The organism is Nitrospirillum pindoramense (assembly GCF_007827955.1).
Classification (GTDB): Bacteria; Pseudomonadota; Alphaproteobacteria; order Azospirillales; family Azospirillaceae; genus Nitrospirillum; species Nitrospirillum amazonense_B.
Genome location: NZ_VITR01000031.1, coordinates 1 through 25,435 on the forward strand (window position 1 = coordinate 1; position 25,435 = coordinate 25,435).

Genomic DNA, 25,435 nt, shown 5'->3' on the forward strand with positions numbered 1-25,435 from the left:
GCAAAAGCGGCCCGTAGCCCCTCGATCAAGCCTTCAATCGGCTTGGTTCATGGGGAAAGGGGCCTTAACGCTCCATTCTTCCGCACCCTGTTAGACCTGATTAGTACGACAAATCCGCTTTTGGAGATTGCGGGGGCGCCGCTTTTCCGTACTGTTATCGCTAACAACACGGAAAACAGGGAGAGCCCCATGCGGCGTTGGCTGCGCATCGCACGTTTTTTACCGACCGTCCTGACCGGATTGCTGGCCGTCGGCCCCGCCCTGGCCGCATCGCCTGCCCCCACGTCGCCAGCCCCCACTCCGCCCGCCCCCACTCCGCCCATGGGGTGGAACAGCTGGGACGCCTACGGCTTCACCATCGACGAGGCCGACTTCAAGGCCAATGTCGGCGTGCTGGCGACGCTGAAGCCTTATGGCTGGACCTACGCCGTGGTGGATGAGGGGTGGTACATGGCCGACCCCTTCGGCAAAACCCTGGCGGAGCGGCAATACCTCTTGGACGGCAACGGCCTGCTGGTTCCCGTGCCGGCGCGGTTCCCCACCGCCGCGGACGGCCGGGGCTTCAAGACGCTGGCCGACTGGGTGCATGCCCAGGGCCTGAAGTTCGGGCTGCACATCGTGCGCGGCATTCCCAAGCAGGCCGTCGAGCGGAACACGCCGGTGGCGGGCTCATCCTTCCACGCGGCCGACGTGGCGGACACCGCCGACACCTGCCCTTGGGACGACGGCAACTATGGGGTGCGCGATACGCCCGCCGGCCAGGCCTACTATGATTCGATGATGGCGCAGTACGCGCGCTGGGGCCTGGACTTCCTGAAGGTCGACTGCATCGCCGACCATCCCTACAAGGCCAGCGAAATCCGGCAGATCAGCAGCGCCATCGCCAAGACGGGCCGGCCCATCGTGCTGAGCCTGTCGCCCGGCCCCACCAATCTGTCCCACGCGGCGGAGATCAGCCGCTATGGCCAGATGTGGCGCATCACCAATGACGTGTGGGACGGCTGGACCTTCCCCCATGAAAAGCCGGGCGACGACTTCCCCTATGGCGTGCGCGACCTGTTCGACCGCCTGCCCGGCTGGGCGCCGCACACGGGCCAGGGCCGCTGGCCGGACGCGGACATGCTGCCCATCGGCTCCCTGGCTCCCCATCCCGGCTGGGGTGAGCCCCGCGCCTCACGCCTGACGGCGGAGGAACAGCGCACCCTGATCACCCTGTGGGCCATCGCCCGTTCGCCCCTGATCCTGGGCGCCAACCTGACCAAGCTGGACGATGCCACCCGCGCGTTGATCACCAACCGCGCGGTCATCGCGGTGGACCAGACGGCCAAGGACAGCCGGCCGGTGACGGACCTGCCCGCCGGTTTCGAGAATGCCCGCGTCTGGCTGGCCACGGGCGCCAAGGGTCAGCGCTACCTGGCGCTGTTCAACCTGGATGACAAGCCCGCGACGCTGTCGGCGCCGTGGGGGAAGGTGGGCTTGGCCACCGGCCGCCATGCGGCCCACGACCTGTGGGCGGACAAGGCCCTGCCGGCCGCGCACAGCCTGACCGTCACCCTGCCCGCACATGGCAGCGCGCTGTTCGAGGTGAAATGATCGAGAGGCGGGCCGCTGCGTCCGGGATTATTCCCGGCGCAGCACCTTGTCCGCCAGTACGCTGGCCCACCAGCGGGTCATGAAGGTCTTCTTGAAGGCCGGCGGGTCGTAGACGTCATCCACCCACTGGTAGAAGGCGTCGACGGTCGGCTCGATGCGCTGCCCCTCGGCATAGGCCAGGAAGGTCTCGAAGAAGTGGTCCAGGATGCCGGTCTTGGCATGCCGCAGGTGGCCATATTTGGGGCTGAGTTGGCCCAGGGCGGTCCGCAGGGGCACGCCCTCATGCACGAACAGGTACAGCACGCTCATGAAGCCGACCCGGTCGGACCCGGCCTTGCAGTGCATCAGCACCGGGTACTGCGCGTCACGCCAAATCTCCCGCGCCTGGTGCAGGATATGCTTCTTGGGCGCGTCGCGGGAATTCACGGGGAAATTGACCAGGGCCAGGCCCTGGCGGGCACAGGCCTCATCCTCCAGCACCCAGGAGCCGCAATTGTCACGCCGGCCGCGAAGGTTGATGACGGTGCGCACGCCCAAGCGGGCGGCCTGGGCGATGTGCCGGGGCGTCGGCTGGCTGGAGCGGTACAGCCGCGGCGAAATCTGGAACATGTTCTTGTAGATCATGCGGATGAACGCATGGTCCTTGAAGAAGCTGTTCAGGTAACGCTTCACGCCACTGATCCGCTGCGGGGGCACCCCACTCGCAGGGTGGGAGGTCGCCGGGGAAGGGGTTGCCAAGGGGGTGGGCGGCGCCTCGGTTCCAGCCGCCGGCATCTTGTCCACCGTCACGGCCTGCAGCCGATAGTCCGTCATCGCGTGTACTGTCCCAAAAGCACAAGGCAGCCTAAAAGCAAAGGCAAGAGCCCGCCTGGCCAGACGTTTCACCGGCCGGGCATAGGCCCCTTATATAGGGGGTTTATTTCGCGGGCGCGAGGGGGCATGCGCGCATGGGCGCATAGACCGCAGCCCGGCGCGTCACTGGGACAGGCGGAGCCTCAGCGGGAAAGGCAAGGCCTCAGCGCGCGGCAGGGCGCACATAGGTGGAGTCGAGCCGGTCCAGCCGGTCGAAGAAGGGGGCGACCACCGACCGATCCTCCTTGGTTTCCCGGTCCAGAGCGGCGCGATCATGTTCCGTCCACCGCACCAGGGTCGCCATCTCCTGCCGGTCGAAGGCGCTGAGGGTGGAGGTGGAGGCCAGCTTCTGCGCCGTCGCCCCTTTTTCCACCGGCTCCTCCGCCGCGCGGGCAGCCTGGCGGGCAGCCAGCACCCGCTGCGTCACCTGTCGCCAGCGCCGCTCGTCAAAGCCATATTTGGACAGCAGGGCCTGCGCATCGGGCCCGGGGTGGGCCAGCAGGACGAACGCTGCTTGCCCATCGTTCGGCGCGGACGCGACCAGGGCCTCAGCCGCCGTCACGTAGCGACCGACCTCATCGGTGTCCAAACGCTCATGCGCCAGCATCGGCGCGGATACCATCAGAACCACTAACGCGGCTGCGAAGCGCATCGTTTGCCCCCAAACGTTCGCGCGCCAAATGTGATCATTTGTTATAATGGGCACGCAACGGCATTTCCAGAGGAAAGCCCGAAAGCGAAGAGTAAAACTGACGGATTGTGGCGAAGGTATGGCCGCGCAGCCCCCCTCCCCAACTCTTCCGGAGGGCGCGCAAGGACAGGCCTGCGGCGGTACCGCGCATGCCCCTTGAATGATGCAATGACGTGCCCTAGGGTCCCGACGCACCCATGGGTTTTCCATTTAGGATAGACGTAGCCCCGTGTCCCGTTTCACCGCCCGTCTTCTTGCCGCCGGCACCGCCTTGGTCCTGGCCGGCACCGCCCTTGCCCAGACTACCCCGCAGCCGGATCAGCCCTCGGGGGGACAAGCCCCGACCAGCGGGTCGGACGCCGGCGGCCTGATCCTTCCGGGCGCCATCTCCTCGGGCTCCAGCGTCGCGGCGCCGCAGCAGGCCCCCGTGCCCGGCCCCGCCATGGGTCCGGCCGCCGGGCCCGCGGCTGGCCCCAGCGCCGGTCCGCGCCAAGCGCCGGCCGCCCAGGCGCCCATTGCCGGCCCGGCCGCGCCGACCGCCGCGCCGGCCGCGTCCAAGGTGGGCACGGTCACCGGCAACTGGCAGGTGGGGCCGCAGGTCTACACCGATGGCAGCTTCAAGCTCTGCGAGGCGCAGGCCAGCTTCGACAATGGCCTGGCCCTGGTCTTCCTGGCCCTGCCCGTGCCCCAGGCCGAGCAGCAGGCCAAGAAGCTGCCGCCCAAGATCATCAATCTGGTGATCGGCGTGCCCGGCGCCAACATGCCGCCGGGCCAGGGTCCGGCCGTGAAGCTGAAGCTGGACGGCAAGCTGGAGCAGACGCGCGGCTCGCAGATCATCCAGCCGAACGCCATCATGACCGGCTTCGACCCGATGGACGCCAACTTCACGAAGGCGCTGCTGACGGCCAACAAGCTGGAGGTCAGCAGCCCCAACGATACCGCCACCTTCGTCCTGAAAGGCGGCACCAAGGCCTTCAAGGACCTGAACGCCTGCTTCGATCAGGCGGTGGCCGGCAAGCTGCAGCTGCCGGCGCCGCCGCCGGCCATTCCGCCGGCCTTCGCGCAGCTGTTGATCGATGCCGGCCTGAAGGACGCCCATCCCCTGCCGGTGGACAAGATGTCACCGCAGGAGCGGCCGGGCGACTTCGCCTGGGCCGTGCAGAAGGATGTCATCGGCTCGCTGCGCTCGGTGGGCCTGAAGCCCGAGGCGGGCGACCTGGAAAAGGTGATGCAGAACTATCTGGACAGCCTGTCCAAGGGCTGCCAGGGCACCTACACCCCGACCAAGGGCAAGCTGGAAAAGCTGCTGCAGATCGACATGCAGACCGGCTCCGCCAGCTGCAAGACGGACAAGGGTGAGTTCTACGCCAACCTGATCCTGTACCTGACCAAGGACCGGCAGCTGTTCATCATCTCGCATGAGGCACCGGCGGCGTCCAAGGCTGTGGCGGAAAACGCCGGCAACGCCATCGCCGGCGTGCTGCGAAAAAAAGCCAACGAGCCGCCGCCCGCCCAGGGCGCGCAGCAGCCCGCCCCGGGCCCCCGCCCGGCCGCCGGCCCGCGCAAGCAACAGTAAATCCAGCCACACGGCTGAAATGAGAACGGGAGGGGCCAACACCCCTCCCGTTTTTTTTCCTCCCTCAGACGCCGGGCGCCAGCATCCGCTGGCTTGGCTGATCCTCGGTTTCCAGTCCGCTGCGCCCCCCGGAAATCTCCGGCGGCTGCGGTCGCAGCCTATGACGGCATAAAGCAAGGCCCTACAGCCGCCATCACACCACTTCCCGCACCAGCTTGGACAGGAAGGCGTCGGCGAAGGCGTGGCGGTTGGCGGCGGTGATGACGAAGGCGTCCTCCCCCGCCACGACGTTCTCGCGGTAGTACGGCTCCAGCCAGTCATATTCGTCCAGGATGACCAGGCCGTTCACCCCAACCCCAGCGGCCTGGGCATGCGCCCGGGCGGAGCGGGGATCGAGGCCGCCGTTGTTGAAGCCGTTGCTGACCAGGTCGATGGTCCGGCGGTCGGCATTGTAGGGACAGGCGTCCAGCTGGCGCACCGCCTGGACGATGCAATCGCCCAGGGCCGTGTTGCCGCCCATGGCCACGCCGGGCGCCGCGTCGATGCGGTCGGCCAGGGCCAGCGCGTCCTGCGGCGTGGCCAGCAGGGTCCAGGGCACCAGCGTGGTCAGGGTGCCGGGGCCGGAGAACAGGGCCAGTTGCACCGCCACCTTGCCCTTGGGCCCGCCGGCCAAGGCCTGATGCACCGCCTTGTCGCGGAAGGCGGCCGCATGGCCGCGCAACTGGAAGTCCAGCATCACCTTGGAAATGCTGGCGGAACTGTCCACCGCCATCACCAGCGCCAAATCCACCGGCGTGCCGCCAGGCCGGGCCCAAGCGGGAGCTGCCACCATCGGCGCCGCCAGCGCGGCCCCCATGCCGGTCAGCAGCGCACGCCGCGTCGGCTTTGCCGCCCCTTGGCCATCCTTACCCACGTTTCGTCCCATATGCCTGCAGTCCCAAGGAGAAGCGCGGCGATCCTGGGGGGATCAGTCCTTGCCCCCGCTGCGCGCCCAGGTGACGACCTTGCGCATGACGGTGGGCAGGGCCTGGTCATGGAAATCGGCGGGGGCGCACCATACGCCGTCGACCGCCGCGCCATCATCCACCAGGTGGCCGCGAACGACGGTAAGTTCCAGGTGAAAATGGGTGAATGTGTGGCGGACGATGCCGGGCAGGCGCTGCCAGTCCACCGCCGCCGGCGCCCAGGCCAGCGCCCGTGTGTAGGCCAGGTCCGCGCCCGGTTCCCAGGCGCTGGACGGCACCTCCATCATCCCGCCCAGTAGGCCCGACTCGGGCCGGCGGCGCAGCAGCACCTGTCCCCGGGCGTTGGTCAGCCAGAAGGCCACACCCCGGCGGGTGGGCTTGGCCGCCTTCTCCGCCTTGCGCGGTAGCAGGTCGGCGATGCCGTCCCGCCGTCCCCGGCAAGCGTCCCGCCAGGGGCACAGCACGCAACACGGGTTGCGCGGGCTGCACAGCGTGGCGCCCAGGTCGAACAGCGCCTGGGTATAGTCGCCCGGTCGCTTGGCCGGCACCAGGGCCGAGGCCAGCGCTTTCAGCGTGGGCTTGGAACCCGGCAGCGGGTCGGTCACGGCATAGATACGGGACAGGACGCGTTCCACATTGCCGTCCATGGCCGTGGCCGGCAGGTCGAAGGCGATGGCCGCGATGGCGGCGGCGGTGTAGGCGCCGATGCCGGGCAGGTCCAGAAGGGCGGACTCGTCCGCCGGGAAGCGGCCGCCGTGCCGCGCCACCACCGCCTGGGCGCAGGCATGCAGGTTGCGGGCGCGGGCGTAATAGCCGAGGCCGGCCCATTCCTTCAGCACCGCGTCCAGGTCCGCCGCCGCCAGGTCCGCCACCGTGGGCCAGCGGGCCAGGAAGCGCTGGAAGTAAGGCCCCACGGTCACCACCGTCGTCTGCTGCAGCATGATTTCCGACAGCCAGACATGATAGGGATCGGCCACCGTTCCGGGGGCGGACCGCCAGGGCAGTTGGCGCCGGTGGGCGTCGTACCAGGCCAGCAGGTCGGCGGGCCGGGGAGCCGGCAGGTCAGGTCCGCCGGCAGGGCCGACAGGGAAGGAGTCGCCTGCGACGATCATTGTATGGTCAAAGCCCCTTGCGGCGTGGTTCAACAGGCCCCAAACACTCTTCCCATGGAAGGGGTCCCGAAAGGGGCGCCCCCAGCGGATACGCCGCCCCCGCAACTGTTTCAAGGTCCACCGACGCCCATGCCCGGCCCGCGCCCCATCGGCCGCCACCTGAACGCCATCGCCGGCAAGGCGCTGGGCCCGCACGGCCCCGCCTTCGCCACCCTGCTGGCCGAATGGGACGCCATCGTGGGCCCGCGTCTGGCCAGCGTCGCCCTGCCGCTGAAACTGCAATTCCCCAAGGGCAGGCAGGAAGACGCCGTGCTGCACCTGGGCGTTTCCGGCCCCGCCGCCCTGTTCATCCAGCACGAGGAACCGCAAATTCTGCAGCGCCTGAACGGCTTCTTCGGGTTCCGCGCCGTCGCGCGCCTGAAGCTGACGCAGGCCCCGCCCGCCACCAAGCGCCGCCGGGACCGCCCGGCGCCCACGCCCCGCCGCCTGTCGGCGGGGGAGTCGGCCGCGCTGGAAAGCCAGACGGCGGCCGTGGAAAGCGGGGATCTGCGCGAGGCGCTGGCCAGCCTGGGCCGGGCCATCCTGGCGACCGAGAAGCCGACCGGATCCCCTAAGCGATAGTCTTTCGGAGGCGGCTTGCCGGCCCCCGGCGGCGCCCCCTATAGTCACTACAGTTGGTATCGGAGGAACTAAGGTGAACCTACATCTGCGTAATTCGCTGGTGCGTAATTCGCTGGCCGTGGCCGTGGTGGCCGCCGGCACCATGACCGGCGCCCTGGTGGCCGGCGCCGCCAGCGCCCAGACGGCGGACGCCCCCGTCACCATCGACGTGGCGGCCGCGACCAGCCCGCGCGTGCTGGGCGACACCAAGGCGCCCATCGTGGTGGATGAATACGCCTCGTTCACCTGCCCGCACTGCGCCCATTTCGAGGAGGCCTTCCTGCCGCGGCTGAAGGCGGACTTCATCGATACCGGCCAGGTGCAGCTGGTGTTCCACGACTTCCCGCTGGACCAGCTGGCTTTCGCCGCCGAGATGGCCGCCCGCTGCCTGCCGGCCGACCGCTACACCGCCGCCAAGGGCCTGATCTTCAAGACGCAGGCGCAGTGGGAGCACGCCGACGATCCGCTGAAGGCCCTGCAGCAGACCCTGCGCCTGGGCGGCATGTCCGATGCCACCTTCACCGCCTGCCTGAGCAGCAAGCCGCTGCAGGACTTCATCACCCAGAGCCGGCTGGACGCGTCGGAAAAGCTGGGCGTTGACGGCACCCCGACCTTCTTCATCAAGAAGGGCGACGCGGTGGTGGAGAAGATCGACAACCTGCGTGAATACAGCCAGCTGTCGGACGCGCTGGTGAAGGCGGGCGCCAAGGCGCCGGCCAACCCCGCCCCCGATCCGACCGCTGGCACCGCCGCCCAACCAGCCGCCGCCACGCCGGCCGCGTCCACCCCGGCCAGCACCCCGGCATCCACGCCGGCCCCGGCCGCCAGCGCCAGCAGCGGCCCCAACACCGGCATGATCGTGGGCGGCATCGTGGCTGCGCTGGTCGTCCTGGGCGGTCTGTTCATGCTGACCCGCCGCAAGAAGTGACATGGGATGGCGCGCCGGGGCGATCCCGGCGCGCCGCCTCATGACAGTCAGTGCCGTCGATGTCGCGATCAAGGGGAATGGGGATGATGGAGGTCAAGCAAGCCAGCGGCACGCGCGGACCAGTGGGAACAATGGCGCCGGTCGCCCGCGCCCTCGCGGTGGCGACGGCCGCCCTGCTGGCGCCTGCCCTGGCGCTGGCCCAGGCGGCCCCCACGGCTTCGGTACCCGCAGCTTCGGTACCCACGGCCTCGGCCGGCATCGACATCGCCGCCGCCACCAGCACCCGCGCCCTGGGCAGCGGCAACGCCCCGGTGACGGTGGAGGAGTACGCCTCCTACTCCTGCCCGCACTGCGCCCATTTCGAGGAGTCGATGCTGCCCCGGCTGAAGGCGGACTTCATCAATCCCGGCCAGGTGCGCTTCGTCTTCCATGACACCCCCACCAACCGCGTGGGATACCTGGCCCACATGGCCACGCGCTGCCTGCCCGTCGCCAGCTATAATGACGCCCGCAGCCTGCTGTTCAGCACCCAGAGCCAATGGCTGGGCGCCAAGGATCCCGAGGCGGGACTGAAGGAGATGATGGGCATGGCCGGCCTGCCCGGCCCGGCCTACGACGCCTGCGTCGCCAGCAAACCCTTGCAGGATTATGTGGCCACCAGCAGCCAGGAGGCCACCGAGGCCAAGATCGAGGTGACGCCCACGCTGATCATCCGCAAGGGCGGCAAGGAAGTGGACCGCGTCGCGGGCCCCAACGACTACGACAAGCTGGCCGCCGCCCTGATCAAGGCCGGCGCCAAGGCACCGAAGAAGTAAGCCCCCGTGCAATTCACCAAGCTTCGCATCTCCGGCTTCAAGTCCTTCGTGGACCACACCGAGCTTTTGATCGAGCCCGGGATGACCGGCATCGTCGGCCCCAATGGTTGCGGCAAGTCCAACCTGGTGGAGGCGTTGCGCTGGGCCATGGGCGAGACCTCGGCCAAGAAGATGCGCGGCGAGGATATGGACGACGTCATCTTTGGCGGCACGGCCACGCGCCCGGCGCGCAATTTGTGCGAAGTCGTCCTGCACCTGGACAGCCCCAACCTGACGGCCGGCACGCCGGGCGTTAAGGCGGACGCCGTCCAGACGGAGATGGAGATCAGCCGCAAACTGGAACGCGGCGCGGGGTCCGACTATCGCATCAACGGCCGGCCCGCCCGCGCCCGCGACGTTCAATTGCTGCTGGCCGACAACGCCTCGGGCGCCCATTCCCCCGCCCTGGTCAGCCAGGGCCGGGTGGGCGCCCTGATCAACGCCAAGCCGGGCGACCGCCGCCAGCTGCTGGAGGAGGCCGCCGGCATCACCGGCCTGCATTCCCGCCGGCATGAGGCGGAACTGAAGCTGAAGGCGGCGGAAACCAACCTGACGCGCCTGGACGACGTGGTCGTCACCATGGACGCGCAGCTGCAGAACCTGCGCAAGCAGGCCCGTCAGGCCGCCCGCTACCGCAACATCTCCGACCATATCCGCCGGGCGGAGGCGCTGCTGCTGCACCTGCGCTGGACCACCGCCACCGCCCAGGTTATGCAGGCCCGGGCCGGATTCGACAAGGCGGAGGAGGCGGTGCGCGGCCTGATGCTGGCCGTCACGCAAGCCACCACCAAGCGCACGGATCTCGCCGCCAGCCTGCCGCCCAAGCGCCAGGCGGAGGCGGAGGCCGCCGCCGCCCTGCAGCGCCTGCTGGTGGCGCGGGAGCAGTTGGATGCGGAGGAGCGGCGCGCGACCGAGGCCCTGGCCACCCTGCAACGCCGCCTGGCCCAGATCGAGGGCGACTTGGCGCGCGAAAAGGACCTGGCGGCCGACGCCGACCGCGCCCTGTCCCGCCTGGCGGAGGAACGCCAGGCCATCGCCGACGCGCAAGGGGATGAGGCCGAAAGCCAGGAACTGGCCAAGGCCCGCCTGGAGGAAATCCGCGACACCGTCGCCAGCCTGGATGCCGAGCTGGCCGCCGCCACGGAGCGGCTGGCCGCGGATGAGGCCAAGCGCGCCCAGATCCAGCGCCAGGTGCAGGACCTGGACCAGCGCGTCGCCACCCTGCGCCGCCGCATCGAGGAACATCAGGCCCAGAAGGCGGAGCTGGAGCGCCAGCGGGCCGCCCGCGACGACGTGGCCGAGGCGGAAGAGGCCATCCACCTGGCCGAGGAGCGGCTGGACCTGGCCAAGGGGGCCGCGGAAGAGGCCGAGGGTGCCAAGGCGGCGGCCGAGCAGGCCGCCAACGCCGCCCGCGCGCTGGGCACGCAGGAGCAGGCGACCGCCCGTGACGCCCTGCAACGCGCCGAGGGCGACCGCGCCCGCCTGACGGCCGAGGCCGACGCCATCACCCGCCTGCTGAAGGCCGGCGCGGGCGACCTGTTTCCGCCCCTGGTGGACGCGCTGACCGTGGCCAAGGGATATGAACAGGCTCTGGCAGCCGCCCTGGGCGACGCCCTGACCGCGCCGCTGGACGAGGCCGCACCCGTTCACTGGCGCGCCTTCCCTGCCCTGGCCCAGGTGGCCGCCCTGCCGGACGGCGCCGAGCCGCTGGCCGCCAAGGTGAAGGCGCCAGCAGCGCTGGACCGCTGCCTGGCCCATATCGGCATCGTCGCCGACACGGCCACCGGCACCCGCCTGGCGGCCGGTTTGGCGCCCGGCCAGTTCCTGGTGACCCGCGATGGCGCCGCCTGGCGCTGGGACGGGCACTGCATCGCCGCCGGCGCCCCCACCGCCGCGGCGGAACGCCTGCGCCAGCGCAACCGCCTGACCGAGCTGACACAGGAGATCGCGGAGGCCGACACCCTGGTGGCCGAGGCCCGCGCCGCCTATGAGGCGGTGAAGGACGCGGCGGAGGAGCGCGTGGCCCAGGCACTGCGCGCCGTGGACCAGGCCTCGGCCAAGGACCGGGCCGCCCGCGACGCCGTCAGCGCCGCCTTCCGCGCCGTGGCCGACGCCCGCGCCACCCATGCCCGGGTTGCCCAGGCCGCCGCCGCCCTGGCCAGCCGCCTGGCCGCCCTGTCCGAGACCCTGGACCAGATGGCGGCGGATGAGGAGGACCTGCGGGAACGCTGGGCCGAGGCCCGCGCCACGCTGGAGGAATTGCCGCCGCCGGGCGAGGGCCGCGAGCAGATCGCCGAGGCCCGCCTGCGGCTGATGGAGGCGCGCGGCACCCAGGCGGAGGCGCAGAACGCCTTGGACCGCCTGCTGCGCGAGGCGGAAGACCGCCGCCGCCGGCTGGACGCCATCGCCGCCGAGGACTCCTCATGGCGCCAACGCCGGGACGGCACCGGTGGCCGCCTGGCGGAGCTGACCGAGCGCGCCCAAGAGGCCCGCGAGGAACAGGAACGCCTGGCCGAGCGCCCGGCGGAAATCGAGGAAGAACGCCTGACCCTGGCCGACCTGATCCATGAGGCGGAACGGGTGCGCAGCCGCGCCGGCGACGATCTGGCGGAGGCCGAGGGCGCGCTGACCGCCGCCGAACGCACCCTGAAGGAAGCGGAGAACGGCCTGGCCGACGCCCGCGAGGCCCGCGCCCATGCCGAGGCCGCCGTGGGGTCCGCCCATCAGCACCTGGACACGGTGAAGGAGCGCATCGCCGAGCGGCTGGACTGCCCGCCGGAGCAGGTGCTGGCCCTGGCCGGCCTGGACGAGGGCGAGCCCCTGCCCGAGGCCCATGCCGTGGAGCAGCGCCTGGGCCGGCTGGAAGCCGAGCGCGACAACATGGGCCCCGTCAACCTGCGCGCCGAGCAGGAGGTGCAGGAGCTGGACGAGCAGATCGGCGTCATGAAGACGGAGCGGGAGGACCTGGTGTCCGCCATCGCCCGCCTGCGCCAGGGCATCTCCGGCCTGAACAAGGAGGCGCGGGAGCGTCTGCTGGCGGCCTTCCACAAGGTGGATGCCCATTTCCAGGAGATGTTCACCCAGCTGTTCGGTGGCGGCCGCGCCCAGCTGAAGCTGACCGACACCGAGGATCCGCTGGACGCCGGCCTGGAGATCTATGCCAGCCCGCCGGGTAAGAAGCTTCAGATCCTGTCACTGCTGTCGGGTGGCGAGCAGGCCTTGACCGCCATCGCCCTGCTGTTCGCCGTCTTCCTGTGCAACCCGGCGCCCATCTGCGTGCTGGACGAGGTGGACGCGCCCCTGGACGAGGCCAATGTGGGCCGCTTCTGCGACCTGGTGGAAGAGATGGCGCGGGCGGGCCACACCCGTTTCCTCATCATCAGCCACCATCGCCTGACCATGTCGCGCATGGACCGGCTGTTCGGCGTCACCATGGCGGAGCGGGGCGTGTCGCAACTGGTGTCCGTGGACCTGGCGACCGCCGAGGAATTGCAAGCCGCCGAATAGGCGGGCGAGGAAACTTTCCCGTCCCGCGACAACTGGCGCCATGCGCCCGTCGGCCGGCCCTGGTAGGAAGAACCTGGCTGCACTATCTTAAGAAGAAGGGCCCTGGGGCGGGGCCTGGCGGTTGGGGCTTGTCAATCCGGCGGCAGTGGCCGAACCGGAAGCGTGAGGGAGACTGAAATGCGGTACCGTTCCTTGGCACTTGCGGCGGTGGGCTTGTTGGCCATAGCCGGTTGCGCCACCAGCCCCGAAGCCGACCAGGCGGCGCTGGCCCAGCGTGTGCTGGTCGGCATGCCCAAGCAGACCCTGCTGTCCTGCGCCGGCGTGCCCACCCGCCAGACCTCGGTCGACAACGTGGAATACTACACCTATTCCAGCGACAGCCTGCAGACCCGCATGGGCCCGTCCTACTGGGGTGGCTTCGGTGGCGGCCCGTGGCATCGCGGCTATTGGGGTGGCGCCGATTGGGGCTCGACGGAAGTGTCCGCCCGCAACTGCAACGCCACCTTCACCCTGAAGAACGGCGTCGTGCAGCAGCTGGTCTACGGCAGCTCCACCGACAGCCCTGCTGGCCGCCTGTCCCAGTGCTACGCCATCGTGCAGAACTGCCTGCCGCTGGTGCCGCAGCAGAGCTCCGCGGCCGGCGGCGTGGGCAGCCGCGCCCGATAAGCGACCGGACGTTGCGGAACCGGAATGACCCCCGGGCGACCGGGGGTCCAAGGTTATCGCCGGCGTCCGTCCCCATTCCTCCCTTACTGACCTATGCGTAAGGCTTGGCCCTTGGCCGGGCGGGTCCCCGTTTGCCCCATTGCGGGTGCGGCGCAACATGACGTTTCATAAACCTCTGGAAGGAGGGGCCGCTTGCCGCTGCCCGCTTCCGGAGGGGGCCGTTACCGGTCAATAGAAGCCGGCGCTGGTTTCCTTGGCATGAATCCACTGGGCACGCGGAAGACCGGCCCTTGGGAAGGCCGTATCGTCGGGGTTTCGATCACCCCGCCCGCGTCCCCCGTGAGGAACGGGAGAAGCGCCTATGCATGTTTCCGGGATCCTGAAGCATAAAGACAGCAGCGCCATCATCAGCGCCAAGCCCACCGACACCATAGAGGTGGTCGCCGCCCTGCTGGCGGCCCACCGCATTGGTGCCGTCCTGGTGCTGGACGCGGGCGGCGGCGTGGCCGGCATCATCTCAGAACGCGACATCGTGCGCGGGCTGGCGACCCATGGCCCCGCCGTGCTGAACCAAAGCGTGTCCGAACTCATGACCCGCCGTGTGGTGGCGTGTTCGCCCTACGACACCGTATCGACCATCATGACCCGCATGACGGAAGGCCGCTTCCGCCATATGCCGGTCATGGAGCATGGCCGACTGGTGGGATTCATCAGCATCGGCGACGTGGTGAAGCACCGCCTGGCGGAGGCCACCAGCGAGGTCGAAAGCCTGCGGGTCTACGTGGCCGGCGGATTCTGACGCTGGTTGAGGCAGCGCCCTTCCCGCCCTTGACGGGGCGATGGGGAGGCTGTGCGGGTGCGCCCAGGGTCATGCTGAGGGACCGGGCCGCTGTGATGACCGTCGCAGCGGCCCGTTAACCTTTTCGAGGACCCTCGGCGTCCCATCCCCTGCCCGAGCGAGAGCCGCGCCATGACCGACATGACCGACACCGCCGATACCCAGCCCGCCAACTCCGGGGCCATCGCCCTCTATGCCTGGCCCACCCCCAACGGACACAAGATCTCCATCGCCTTGGAAGAGATGGGCCTGCCCTATGTCGTCCATCCGGTGGATATCGGCGCGGGCGACCAGTTCAAGCCGGACTTCCTGGCCATTTCGCCCAACAACCGCATGCCGGCCATCGTCGATCCCCATGGTCCCAACGGCGCGCCGCTGTCGCTGTTCGAATCGGGCGCCATCCTGATCTACCTGGCGGAGAAGACGGGGCGCTTCCGCCCCACCGATGCCGCGGTTTGGTACGGCCATGTCCAATGGCTGATGTGGCAGATAGGTGGCGTGGGTCCCATGTTCGGCCAGGCCGGACACTTCCGTCACTATGCGCCCGAGCGCATCCAATACGGCATCGACCGCTACACCAATGAGGCGCGGCGCCTGATCCGCGTGGCCAACACCCAGTTGGGCAAGACGGAATTCCTGGCCGGGGACTACGGTATCGCCGACATGGCGACCTTCCCCTGGCTGCGCCTGCATGAGCGCTATGAGATCGATCTGGCGGACTTCCCCCATGTGAAGCGCTGGATCGACACCATCGCGGCGCGTCCCGCCGTGCAGCGCGGCCTGGAGCTGCTGAAGGACAGGGCCCGGCCCGCCGGCCAAGCCATGGATGACAAGGCGCGCGAGAACCTGTTCGGCGCCAAGCAGCGCTGAGCGGACCGTCCGCACCACCCTGACCTTCCGGATAGCGTCGCCTTGACGACGGGTCTGGGACCGCCATTTACCGTCGCGCCCGTGCCGAGCGGGCGGGATGGTTGCACAGGCACAGGACGGGGGCGGTATCGTGGGTTCGCTTTGGGGGCGGCTGCCCGGCATAGGCCGCGGCGGCCGAGTCGTCGTGTGCCTGGGTGTCGTCCTGGGCACTATCGGCGCGCCTGCGGCGGCGGCCACCGTCAGCCGGCCGGAAGACCCCACCTTCAGCGGCAAACTTCTCGCCACCGGCGGTGTCACCCAGGTTGAAGGGGCGGCGGGCGGCGGCCTGACCCCCTGGGCCGTCATCGGCGGCGGCGGCACGCGGGAGGAGGTGGGCGCCACCGCCTTTTTCACCGCCATCCGCACCCATGATTACGGCATGAACGCCTATGGCGCCCTGCTCGGCCTATGGGACCGGGTGGAGGTGTCGGTGGCCCAGAACCGCTTCGACACCCAGGCCATCGGCGGCGCCCTGGGCCTGGGCGACGGCTACGCCCTCACCGACACCATCGCCGGCCTCAAGGTGCGGGTGGCGGGCGATGCCGTCTATGACCAGGATAGCTGGATGCCGCAGGTGGCGGTGGGCGCCCAGTACAAGTCCAACAACCGCGCCAGCCTGGTGAAGGCGCTGGGCGCGCGCAGCGACGACGGCGTGGATGTCTATGCCAGCGCCACCAAGATCCTGCTGGCGCAGAGCCTGCTGCTCAGCGGCACGCTGCGCCTGACCAAGGCCAACCAGACCGGCCTATTGGGCTTCGGCGGGGCCGACGATGACTATCACGCCGAATGGGGGGGCAGCGCCGCCCTGCTGCTGGACCGCACACTGGTGGCGGGCATCGAGTATCGCATGAAGCCCAACACCCTGGCCCGCGCCAACCCCGGCCTGGCGCCGGAGGACGACTGGTACGACGCCTTCGTCGCCTGGCTGCCGGGCAAGAACCTGGCGTTCACCCTGGCGTACGTGAATTTGGGCCGGGTGGTCACGCCCACGCGGCAGAACGCCATCTATCTGTCGCTGCAAGCGGGGTTCTGAAGCATGGCCCCCCACATTCAGGCCCCCCGTCGTTCCCTGAACGCCTTGCTGCTGGCCGTCCCGCTGCTGGTCGCAGCGCTCGCCAGCCCCCTCCTGACCGGCTGTGCCTCGGGCCCCTCGCCGGAGCTGTACCAGACGTTCGGCGGGCAGCCGGGCCTGACGGCCCTGGTGGATGACTTCATGGACGGGATGATGCGCAACCCCGACCTGCGCCCCTATTTCGTCAACGCCAACCGCGCCCACATCAAGAAGGAACTGGTGAGCCAGTTTTGCGCCGCCTTGGGTGGCCCCTGCGCGTACAAGGGCATGGACATGAAGATGGCCCACGCCCGTTATGGCATCGGCGATCGCGAGTTCAACGCCCTGGTGGAGGAATTGCAGCAGGCGATGGACCGGCGCCACATCCCCTATGCGGCGCAGAACCGTTTCCTGGCCATGATGGCCCCCTTCCGCGACGACATGGTGCATCCGGCGCCGCCGCCCCGGGCCCGGCCACCGCTGACCCTCAGCCCCGATGCCGTGGCGGTGCCAGAAACGGTGCCCGGAAAGCCGTGACCCCGCCGTCTTTGCAGGCAATTGCCCAGCCGGCGGGCAGATGCCGTTGGACCTCCGCCATCTGGAAATAGTCCGCCTTAAGGATAGAGGGACTAGCGCTAGACCCGAAGGCTGGTTTAGCATCTATCTATAGCCGGTCACCCCGCTTCAGCCTGAAGAAAACGGGGTCATTCAGGATCGGTAGAGACCTGCCTGTCGCCCCCGCGAGAGGGTCGATGCGGCCAACAACCATGTTTCCCTGCCCAGCGTTAAGGCTTTGGTGACGCCTTGGCCTCACCCTGGCATCAGGGAATGCGCGTGGAAATAGCGCCGACGGACCGGTCGCGGGATGTCCCGGGCAGGTTCGCGCGGACAGCGAGCATGGGAACGGGCGCCGCGGGATGGGCCCGGTTGATGAGCGGACAAGCGTGCCGGGGCCACGGGCCGGCAGCGACAGTGAGCAGTCAACGTATCGTTATCTTTAAATGTTATTCTTCCGAAAAGTCCCGCTTCGCCTCTACTCCGTCGCAATTGGCCACCAATATCTAAGTCAAGGACCACGGTAGCAGGGAGACGCGGAGAACGACGAGGGGCGCCAGAGGGCCGCCGCACCGGTTGGTACGGAACTTGCCTGCCCTGACTGTCGTTGCGAGCTTGGTACCCCGTTGGCACGGGGGTTAGGAGCCGTCGCGGTCCGGCGTTACAGGACCGCCCGTCGAGTTGCCTGAAAGGCGTGATCCTTCTGAAAGGGTGAGCCCATGCCGAAGTCGACCGATTTGTTCACAACCTTCGCCCAGAGCTACGAGGCGCGCCGCGAGGTGGCGATGTCGTTGCAGGAGTACCTGGAAGGGTGCCGCGACGACCCGATGATGTACGCCAGCGCGCCGGAGCGCCTGCTGGCCGCCATCGGCGAGCCGGAGGTGGTGGACACCGCGAAGGACAGCCGCCTGTCCCGCGTCTTCATGAACCGAACCATCAAGATCTATCCCGCCTTCGCCGAGTTCTACGGCATGGAGGAGACGATAGAGCGCATCGTGGGCTTCTTCCGTCACGCGGCCCAGGGGCTGGAGGAGCGCAAGCAGATCCTCTACCTGCTGGGCCCCGTGGGTGGCGGCAAGTCCTCGCTGGCCGAACGCCTGAAGGCCCTGATGGAGGAACAGCCCATCTACGTGCTGAAGGCCGGCGACCAGTTGAGCCCGGTGTTCGAAAGCCCCCTGGGCCTGTTCGATCCCGGCACCATGGGCGAGGCGCTGGAGGAACGCTACGGCATTCCTCGCCGCCGCTTGACCGGCCTAGTCAGCCCTTGGGCCATCAAGCGCCTGGATGAGTTCGGCGGCGACATCACCCGGTTCCGCGTGGTGAAGCTGCGCCCCTCGCGCCTGCGCCAGATCGCGGTGTCGAAGACCGAGCCGGGCGACGAGAACAACCAGGACATTTCCTCCCTGGTGGGCAAGGTCGACATCCGCAAGCTGGAAATGTTCCAGCAGAACGACCCCGACGCCTACAGCTACTCCGGCGGCCTGAACCGGGCGAACCAGGGCCTGCTGGAATTCGTCGAGATGTTCAAGGCGCCCATCAAGATGCTGCACCCCCTGCTGACCGCCACGCAGGAGGGTAACTACATCGGCACCGAGAACATCGGCGCCCTGCCCTTCACCGGCGTCATCATGGCGCACTCCAACGAGGCGGAGTGGCAAAGCTTCAAGAACAACAAGAACAACGAGGCCTTCATCGACCGCATCTGCGTGGTCAAGGTCCCGTACAGCCTGCGCGTCACCGAGGAACAGCGCATCTATGAGAAGCTGATCGGCGGATCGGAACTGGCCAAGTCGCCCTGCGCCCCCGGCACCATGGAGATGCTGGCCCGGTTCACCGTGCTGTCCCGCCTGCGGGATCATGAGAACTCCAACCTGTTCTCCAAGATGCGCGTCTATGACGGCGAAAGCCTGAAGGAGACGGACCCCAAGGCCCGCACCCTGCAGGAATACAAAGACGCCGCCGGCATGGATGAGGGCATGAACGGTATCTCCACCCGTTTCGCCTTCAAGGTGCTGGCCAGCACCTTCAACTATGACACGGTGGAGGTGGCGGCCGACCCGGTCCACCTGATGTACGTGCTGGAACAGGCCATCCGCCGGGAGCAGTTCCCGGATGAGACGGAGAAGCGCTACCTGGAATTCATCAAGGCCGAGCTGGCGCCGCGCTATGCGGAGTTCATCGGCTATGAAATCCAGAAGGCCTACCTGGAGTCGTACCACGATTACGGCCAGAACCTGTTCGACCGCTACGTCGACTACGCCGACGCCTGGATCGAGGATCAGGACTTCAAGGATCCCGACACCGGCCAGTTGATGAACCGGGACCTGCTGAACCAGGAGCTGACCAAGATCGAGAAGCCGGCGGGCATCGCCAACCCGAAGGACTTCCGCAACGAGGTGGTGAAGTTCGTGCTGCGGACACGGGCGGCCAACGCCGGCCGCAACCCCAGCTGGACCTCTTATGAGAAGCTGCGCCTGGTCATCGAACGGCGTATGTTCAGCCAGGTGGAAGAGCTGCTGCCGGTCATCAGCTTCGGCAGCAAGAAGGATGGCGAGACGGAGAAGAAGCACCACGAGTTCGTCGAGCGCATGGTGGATCGCGGCTACACCGAGCGCCAGGTGCGCCGGTTGGTCGAGTGGTACATGCGGGTGAAGCAGGCGGGCTGAGGCGGGACCCAGGCGGGGTCGGCCTTTCCCGCCGGCCCCCCTTGATCCCACTGGTCCCCCTGGCGCTCACCCGCCCTACGGACACCACCCCATCCGGCTGATGCCGGTGGCGCTCCCCCCGCCCGGTGCCTGCGACGGCCCCGGGCCCGTCGGCGCCGCCGGCCATCCCGGACAGGGATACGGGGAGTAATGCCTTGTCGTCGATGATCATTGTCGATCGCCGCAGCAATCCCAAGGGCAAGAGCCTGGCCAACCGCCAGCGCTTCATCCGCCGCGCCAAGGAGCAGATCCTCCGAGCCGTGAACGGCGCGTCCAGCAACCGCCGCATCAAGGACGTGGAGAGCGGCGCCGACATCTCCATCCCCACCGGCGGCATTTCCGAACCCACCTTCCACCGCTCCGGCCAGGGCGGCATCCGCGACCACGTGGTGCCCGGCAACAAGGAGTTCATGGAGGGCGACACCATCGCCAAGCCGCCGGGCGGCGGCGGGGCGGGCCGCGGCAATGAAGGCAGCCCCGACGGCGGCGGCGAGGACGAGTTCCGCTTCGTCCTGACGCGGGAGGAGTTCATGGACCTCTTCATGGAGGATCTGGAACTGCCCGATCTCGCCAAGCGCAAGCTGAAGGCGGCGGACGCCGTGCTGTGGCAGCGCGCCGGTTATTCATCCTCCGGCTCGCCCACCAACCTCAATCTGGTGCGCACCATGCGCAACAGCCTGTCGCGCCGCATCGCCCTGAAGCGCCCCAAGACGGAGGAGATGCTGGCGCTGGAGGCGGAGATCGCGGAACTGGAAGCCCAGCCGGGCAAGGACCCCGACCGGCTGATGGAACTGCGCGGCCTGCTGGAACGTCAGGTCCTGCGCTCCAAGCGCATTCCCTACATCGACCCCATCGACGTCCGCTACAACCGCTTCACCCCCATTCCCAAGCCGGCGGCCCAGGCGGTGATGTTCTGTCTGATGGACGTCTCGGGCTCGATGACCGAGCACATGAAGGACCTGGCCAAGCGTTTCTTCATGCTGCTCTACCTGTTCCTCACCCGCCGTTACAAGCAGGTGGAGGTGGTTTTCATCCGCCACACCCATGAGGCGGAGGAGGTGGACGAGGACACGTTCTTCCACTCCACCGAGACCGGCGGCACCATGGTGTCCACCGCCCTGGAGGAGATGAAGCGCATCATCAAGGAGCGCTATCCCGTCGCCGACTGGAACATCTACGGCGCCCAGGCCTCCGACGGCGACAACACCACCAGCGACGGCGGGCGGACGGCGGCCCTGCTGGAGCATGACCTGCTGCCGGCCTGCCAGTATTACGCCTATGTCGAGGTCGGGTCCGACCCCGATTCCATGCCGGCGGGCTTCGCCACCCATGCCCGCGAGACCGACCTGTGGCGGACCTACAAGCAGATCACCGGCACGGAGACGCCGTTCGTGATGAAGAAGGTCCGCCATCGGCGGGAAATCTACCCGGTATTCCGTGAGCTGTTCGCCCGCGACGGCGCGAAACAGTCGGAGGAGGCGACACCTTGACCTTAGCCCCCGTAGAACGCCTGAAACAGCCTGAGAGATCGAAACCAGGGGAGAAAGCGCCGCCACCCGATGACGCCCGCCTGCTCTACACCGGGGCCGATTGGGACTACGACACCGTAAAGCGCTGCCACGACGCCATCCAGGAGATCGCGTTGGGGGAGCTGGGCCTGGACGTCTACCCCAACCAGATCGAGGTGATCACCTCCGAGCAGATGCTGGACGCCTACGCCTCCATCGGCATGCCCCTGCTGTACCGGCACTGGTCCTTCGGCAAGCATTTCGCCCGGGATGAAGCCATGTACCGCCGCGGCATGCGCGGCTTGGCCTATGAGATCGTCATCAATTCCAGCCCCTGCATCAGCTACATCATGGAGGAGAACTCCATCACCATGCAGGCGCTGGTCATCGCCCACGCGGCGTTCGGCCACAACCACTTCTTCAAGAACAACTACTTGTTCCAGCAGTGGACGGATGCCGAGGGCATCCTGGGCTATCTGGACTTCGCCAAGGCCTATATCGCCCGGTGCGAGGAACGCTATGGCCAGCAGCTGGTGGAACGCACCCTGGACGCCGCCCACGCCCTGATGAACCAGGGCATCCACCGCTATCCCCGCCGCCGCCTGGACCTGCAATCCGAAGCGCGGCGGGAGCAGGAGCGGCAGGAAGTGCAGCGCCAGCTGTACAACGACCTATGGCGCACGGTGCCCACCAAGAAGGGCCTGAAGGCGCCGTCGGATGAGGAGCGGCGGCGGGCCCTGCTGGACCTGCCGGAAGAGAACCTGCTGTATTTCCTCGAGAAGAAGGCGCCACGCCTGGCCCCCTGGCAGCGCGAGGTGCTGCGCATCGTCCGCCACGTGGCGCAATACTTCTCCCCCCAGCGGCAGACCAAGGTGATGAACGAGGGGTGCGCCACCTATGTGCACTACCGCATAATGACCCGCCTGCACGAGCTGGGACGCATCAGTGACGGCGCCTATATGGAGTTCCTGCACTCCCATACCAGCGTGGTGTTCCAGCCGTCGTTCGACGACCCGCGCTATTCCGGCATCAACCCCTATGCCCTGGGGTTCGCCATGATGCAAGACATCGAGCGCATCGCCACCAACCCGACGGAGGAGGATCGCGCCTGGTTCCCTGGCTATGCCGGCAGCGGCGACGCCATGGCGGCCCTTCGCGACGCCTGGGCCAATTACCGCGACGAGAGTTTCATCCTGCAGTATCTGAGCCCGCACCTGATGCGTAAGATGCGGCTGTTCCACCTGCACGACGACAGCGACGAATCGGTCTATCGCGTCAGCGCCATCCATGACGAGCGCGGCTATCGCCGGGTGCGCCAGCAGTTGGCCGCGCAGTACGACTTCTCCTCCCTCGACCCCGACATCCAGATCACCGACGTGGACCTGGCCGGCGACCGCCGCCTTATCCTGGAACATAAGGTGCAGAAGGGGGTGCTGCTGGCGGAGGAGGACGCCAAGGCCGTGCTGCAGCATGTCGCCAACCTGTGGGGTTATGACGTCCTGCTGTTCGAGAACGACGACGCCGGCAACACCCTGCGCAAGCTGACCGTGCCCGCCCGCACCATCCTGCTGGCGGAGTGACGCGACCCAGAGTGGATGCACCGCATCAGAGGCAGCCTTCGATATAGTCCACGGCCGGGGGGAAGCCCGCGCGGAAGCGCGTGACCCGGCCGTCGGCCGTTTCGAACAGCAGGACCCGTCCCTCTCTCTCGATCCGGAGATAGTGCCCCTCCTCATAGGCATGGGGCTGCACCAATACCGCAGGGCCATAGGCCTTAAGCACCGCCGCCTCCGTGGCCCCCACGCCGATCCCCTTGGCGGTCTGGATGGTCGCCTCCCCACCGGGTGGCGCGAAGACGTCAATGCGGGTGATCCGACCCTTTTGCACCATGTAGCTGATCTGCTTGTCTTTGCCGTCGCCACGGCCGGTCAGCCAGCAATCCTCTGACTGGGCCTGCTGCATGGGACGGAAAGCAACGCCCAGCGCCGACTCCGCCTGGGCCACCGTCATACCCAAGTGCACGGGCTCCAGCCCATCGAAGGTCAAGGGCGCCGGAGCCTGCTGGCACGCGGCGGGAAGGACCGCCAACATGACCAGGACGGAAGAGATCCAGGGCTTCATCGGAACCTCCTCAACACGGCGACTTGTTCCGGAAAATCGGCCACCGATTTGTCATGCCGCAGATGCGAAATCGCCCTAGTTCCGCCATGCTGCATCGCGATATTATCCAGGCAGCCCCCGATGGGGAACCGCACCGCCAACCTTGTGAGAGAGCAAGTCCGATGTCCACCCTGGAACTGGATCCCGCCTTCGTCGCCGCCTGCGAAGCGCATGGGCTGGACCCGCAGAAGACCAACATGTTCCTGCTGGAATGCGCTGTTCAGGGCCGCGAGCCGTCCAAGGTCTCCATGTTCGAGCTGGACCGCCAGCCGTCCGAACTGTGGGCCAAGGTGCGCAAGCTGAACCGCGCCGCCTGATCCACGTCTCGATCTTGTTGGAGGAAGCCGCCGGGGCGAAAGGCCCAGGCGGCTTTTTTCATGGGCGCGGCATCGCATCATCCAGCGCGGCGGCCACCCGGGCCAGGACGCCGTACCAATCCCCAGGGGTTTCCTGCCGGAATTGGCGCAGGGTGGGATACCACGGGCTGTCATCGCGGCCGTACAGCCAACGCCAGTCGGTATCGAAGCGGTTCAACAGCCACACCGGCCGGCCGAGCGCACCGGCGAGATGCACGACGGAGGTGTCGACGCTGATCACCAGATCCAGGGCCTGGATCAGCCCAGCGGTATCGGCGAAGTCCTCGACCTCGCCCATGCGATCGATGACGCCCTGCGGCAGGCCGCCGTTGGCTTCCGGGTCCTTCTGCAGGCTGTGGAACTCGACCCCCGGGCAGGCGGCCACCAGCGAGTCGACCTGTGCCCGGGTCAGGGATCGGCGACGGTCGACCTTGTAGGTGGGATTGCCGGCCCAAACCAGGCCGACGCGAAAACAACCCGGTGCCGCGGCAGGCGCCACCGGCGCCACGAGATAGGGCACCGTGGCCGGCACCGTCTCCAGCCGTGTGTCCAAAGCCAGGGGCAGGCTCATGAGGGGGCAGTGCAGGTCGAAGGCCGGCAGGGGCGTCCCCCGGGGAATGATCTCAACCTCCCCCACGGCCGTCAGGGCGGGGGCGGCCCGCAGCAGCCGCAGCAGCGGGCGCGGCACCTCGACCACCACTCGCCGGCAACGGGCGGCCGCCAAGGGAATATAGCGGCAGAACTGGATGGTATCGCCGCAGCCCTGCTCGGCATGCAGCAGCACGGTGGCGTCGCCCGCGTCCTCCCCCCGCCAGGTCTTCTGGCTGAAGGGGCGCCGGTGGGGGCGGAAGTCGGGACTGGCCCAGCGCCATTCATACGCCGCCCAGCCGCGGGCATAGTCCCCCAGGCCGAGCCAGGCCAAACCCAGATTATAGCGGGCCTCGGCATAGCGGGGGTCGATCGCCAAGGCCGCCTGATAGCAGGCGATGGCCTCATCCATGTCGCCCAGGGCCTTGCACGCGCTGCCCAGGTTGTTGTGCGCCTCCACCAGCTGGGGATTGAAGGCCAGGGCGGCGCGATAGCAGGCCATGGCCTCGGCCACCTGTCCCCGGTCCAGCAGCACGTTGCCCAGGTTGTAATGGGCCTCGGGATAGGCCGGCTTGAGGTCCAGGGCCTGGCGATAGGCGGCCTCGGCCCCCTCCAGGTCCTCGCGCTGGCGCAGCGCGTTGCCCAGGTTGCTGTGCGCCTCGGCGAAGGTGGGGCGCAGCGTCAGGGCCTGGCGGTATTCCGCCTCCGCCTCCTCCCAACGACCATGGTGCCGCAGGACGTTGCCCAGGTTGCTGTGGGCGTCGGCATTGTCGGGACGCAGGGCGATGGCGCGGCGGTAGGCGCCTTCCGCCGCGTCCAGGCGGCCCAGCTTGGCCAGGGCGATGCCAAGGTTGCCGTGCATGGCGCTGTCGTCCGGCTTCAGCGCCACGGCCTCGCCAATCAGTTCGACGGCGATGGCGGACTGGCCCCGCGCCTGGGCCACCAGGCCCAGCACATGCAAGAAGGCCGGCTGACGCGGATCCCGCGCCAGGATGCGCCGGCAGGCGCTTTCCACCCCGGCCAGATCGCCGGCATGGAAGCGGGCGACGATCTGGTTGTAATCGACGGTGCTGATTTCCCGGCCCCTTCCCGATGTCCTCGGAGGTTACACGGGGCAAGCGGGTGAAATGGGCGCACAAATGCGAAAAGGCCACCCCATCGGGATGGCCTTTCGCGTTCTTGTGATGAGGTCTTGAATAAACCCGTATATCGCACCGGGCGTCAGCGCACGGGATTACCGTTGCGCGCGGCGCCGTTAAGGAGTGATCAAGCCGGACGAGCGATTAGTATGGCTTAGCTTCACGCGTTGCCGCGCTTCCACATGCCACCTATTGACGTGCTGGTCTAGCACGGCTCTTCAG

General features: G+C 68.2%; 21 protein-coding genes and 1 rRNA gene. 15 read left to right on the plus strand and 7 right to left on the minus strand.

Translation table 11 applies throughout. From position 1 onward, the window contains the following. Positions 1-189 precede the first annotated feature (189 nt). Positions 190-1,593, plus strand: a complete 1,404-nt coding sequence (locus FBZ90_RS27225) for a glycoside hydrolase family 27 protein (RefSeq protein WP_145736798.1) — start codon at positions 190-192, stop codon at positions 1,591-1,593. A gap of 27 nt (positions 1,594-1,620) precedes the next feature. Here the strand turns inward: FBZ90_RS27225 and FBZ90_RS27230 are convergent, their stop codons facing one another. Then, positions 1,621-2,406 carry a protein tyrosine phosphatase family protein gene (locus FBZ90_RS27230; RefSeq protein ID WP_246130895.1) on the minus strand — a complete coding sequence of 262 codons (786 nt, stop codon included), beginning with the start codon at positions 2,404-2,406 and terminating at the stop codon, positions 1,621-1,623. A gap of 202 nt (positions 2,407-2,608) precedes the next feature. After that, positions 2,609-3,052, minus strand: a complete 444-nt coding sequence (locus FBZ90_RS27235; RefSeq protein ID WP_186456073.1) for a hypothetical protein — start codon at positions 3,050-3,052, stop codon at positions 2,609-2,611. Between the two features lie 313 nt (positions 3,053-3,365). Here FBZ90_RS27235 and FBZ90_RS27240 point away from each other — a divergent pair, with 313 nt between their 5' ends. After that, entirely contained in the window at positions 3,366-4,712 is a 1,347-nt protein-coding gene (locus FBZ90_RS27240) for a hypothetical protein (protein ID WP_145736803.1), read from the plus strand. 193 nt (positions 4,713-4,905) lie between these two features. On the opposite strand, the gene FBZ90_RS27245 is transcribed toward FBZ90_RS27240, so the two are convergent. Next, positions 4,906-5,637: a DUF1194 domain-containing protein gene (locus FBZ90_RS27245; RefSeq protein WP_145736804.1), complete on the minus strand. Its 732-nt coding sequence runs from the start codon at positions 5,635-5,637 to the stop codon at positions 4,906-4,908. Between the two features lie 42 nt (positions 5,638-5,679). Then, entirely contained in the window at positions 5,680-6,789 is a 1,110-nt protein-coding gene (mutY, locus tag FBZ90_RS27250; RefSeq protein ID WP_145736807.1) for an A/G-specific adenine glycosylase, read from the minus strand. A gap of 129 nt (positions 6,790-6,918) precedes the next feature. Between mutY and FBZ90_RS27255 the strand changes: the two genes are divergently transcribed. From FBZ90_RS27255 to FBZ90_RS27310, 12 genes are all read left to right on the plus strand, one after another. After that, on the plus strand, positions 6,919-7,410 hold the full coding sequence (locus FBZ90_RS27255) for a DUF721 domain-containing protein (protein WP_145736808.1): 492 nt from the start codon (positions 6,919-6,921) through the stop codon (positions 7,408-7,410). Between the two features lie 73 nt (positions 7,411-7,483). Beyond that, positions 7,484-8,377 carry a thioredoxin domain-containing protein gene (locus FBZ90_RS27260; protein ID WP_145736810.1) on the plus strand — a complete coding sequence of 298 codons (894 nt, stop codon included), beginning with the start codon at positions 7,484-7,486 and terminating at the stop codon, positions 8,375-8,377. Between the two features lie 83 nt (positions 8,378-8,460). After that, entirely contained in the window at positions 8,461-9,192 is a 732-nt protein-coding gene (locus FBZ90_RS27265; RefSeq protein ID WP_145736813.1) for a thioredoxin domain-containing protein, read from the plus strand. 6 nt (positions 9,193-9,198) lie between these two features. Beyond that, a complete protein-coding gene (gene smc / locus FBZ90_RS27270) occupies positions 9,199-12,738 on the plus strand; it encodes a chromosome segregation protein SMC (protein ID WP_145736814.1) in 3,540 nt (1,179 codons plus the stop codon). Between the two features lie 177 nt (positions 12,739-12,915). Continuing rightward, the gene (locus FBZ90_RS27275) at positions 12,916-13,404 is read left to right on the plus strand and encodes a hypothetical protein (RefSeq protein ID WP_145736816.1); all 489 of its coding nucleotides are present in this window, start codon (positions 12,916-12,918) and stop codon (positions 13,402-13,404) included. Between the two features lie 361 nt (positions 13,405-13,765). Next, positions 13,766-14,203, plus strand: coding sequence for a CBS domain-containing protein (locus FBZ90_RS27280; protein ID WP_145736818.1), 438 nt, complete (start codon positions 13,766-13,768; stop codon positions 14,201-14,203). A 171-nt stretch (positions 14,204-14,374) separates the two neighbouring features. Further along, on the plus strand, positions 14,375-15,112 hold the full coding sequence (locus FBZ90_RS27285) for a glutathione S-transferase N-terminal domain-containing protein (protein ID WP_420872622.1): 738 nt from the start codon (positions 14,375-14,377) through the stop codon (positions 15,110-15,112). A gap of 130 nt (positions 15,113-15,242) precedes the next feature. Further along, a complete protein-coding gene (locus FBZ90_RS27290; RefSeq protein ID WP_211102377.1) occupies positions 15,243-16,184 on the plus strand; it encodes a DUF3034 family protein in 942 nt (313 codons plus the stop codon). A 3-nt stretch (positions 16,185-16,187) separates the two neighbouring features. Next, positions 16,188-16,739, plus strand: coding sequence for a group I truncated hemoglobin (locus FBZ90_RS27295; protein WP_145736824.1), 552 nt, complete (start codon positions 16,188-16,190; stop codon positions 16,737-16,739). A 737-nt stretch (positions 16,740-17,476) separates the two neighbouring features. After that, positions 17,477-19,423, plus strand: a complete 1,947-nt coding sequence (locus tag FBZ90_RS27300; RefSeq protein WP_145736827.1) for a PrkA family serine protein kinase — start codon at positions 17,477-17,479, stop codon at positions 19,421-19,423. A 203-nt stretch (positions 19,424-19,626) separates the two neighbouring features. Further along, positions 19,627-20,952: a YeaH/YhbH family protein gene (locus FBZ90_RS27305; RefSeq protein WP_145736843.1), complete on the plus strand. Its 1,326-nt coding sequence runs from the start codon at positions 19,627-19,629 to the stop codon at positions 20,950-20,952. Positions 20,953-21,032: 80 nt separating this feature from the next. Next, the gene (locus tag FBZ90_RS27310; protein ID WP_145736846.1) at positions 21,033-22,550 is read left to right on the plus strand and encodes a SpoVR family protein; all 1,518 of its coding nucleotides are present in this window, start codon (positions 21,033-21,035) and stop codon (positions 22,548-22,550) included. Between the two features lie 25 nt (positions 22,551-22,575). Here FBZ90_RS27310 and FBZ90_RS27315 read toward each other — a convergent pair whose 3' ends face one another. Further along, positions 22,576-23,091: a hypothetical protein gene (locus FBZ90_RS27315; protein WP_145736830.1), complete on the minus strand. Its 516-nt coding sequence runs from the start codon at positions 23,089-23,091 to the stop codon at positions 22,576-22,578. A 161-nt stretch (positions 23,092-23,252) separates the two neighbouring features. Here FBZ90_RS27315 and FBZ90_RS27320 point away from each other — a divergent pair, with 161 nt between their 5' ends. Then, entirely contained in the window at positions 23,253-23,447 is a 195-nt protein-coding gene (locus FBZ90_RS27320) for a hypothetical protein (protein WP_145736833.1), read from the plus strand. Positions 23,448-23,505: 58 nt separating this feature from the next. Here FBZ90_RS27320 and FBZ90_RS27325 read toward each other — a convergent pair whose 3' ends face one another. Both FBZ90_RS27325 and FBZ90_RS27330 read right to left on the minus strand, forming a co-directional pair. Beyond that, on the minus strand, positions 23,506-25,089 hold the full coding sequence (locus FBZ90_RS27325; protein ID WP_145736836.1) for a tetratricopeptide repeat protein: 1,584 nt from the start codon (positions 25,087-25,089) through the stop codon (positions 23,506-23,508). Positions 25,090-25,336: 247 nt separating this feature from the next. Further along, a 23S ribosomal RNA gene (locus FBZ90_RS27330) occupies positions 25,337-25,435 on the minus strand; the annotation flags it as partial.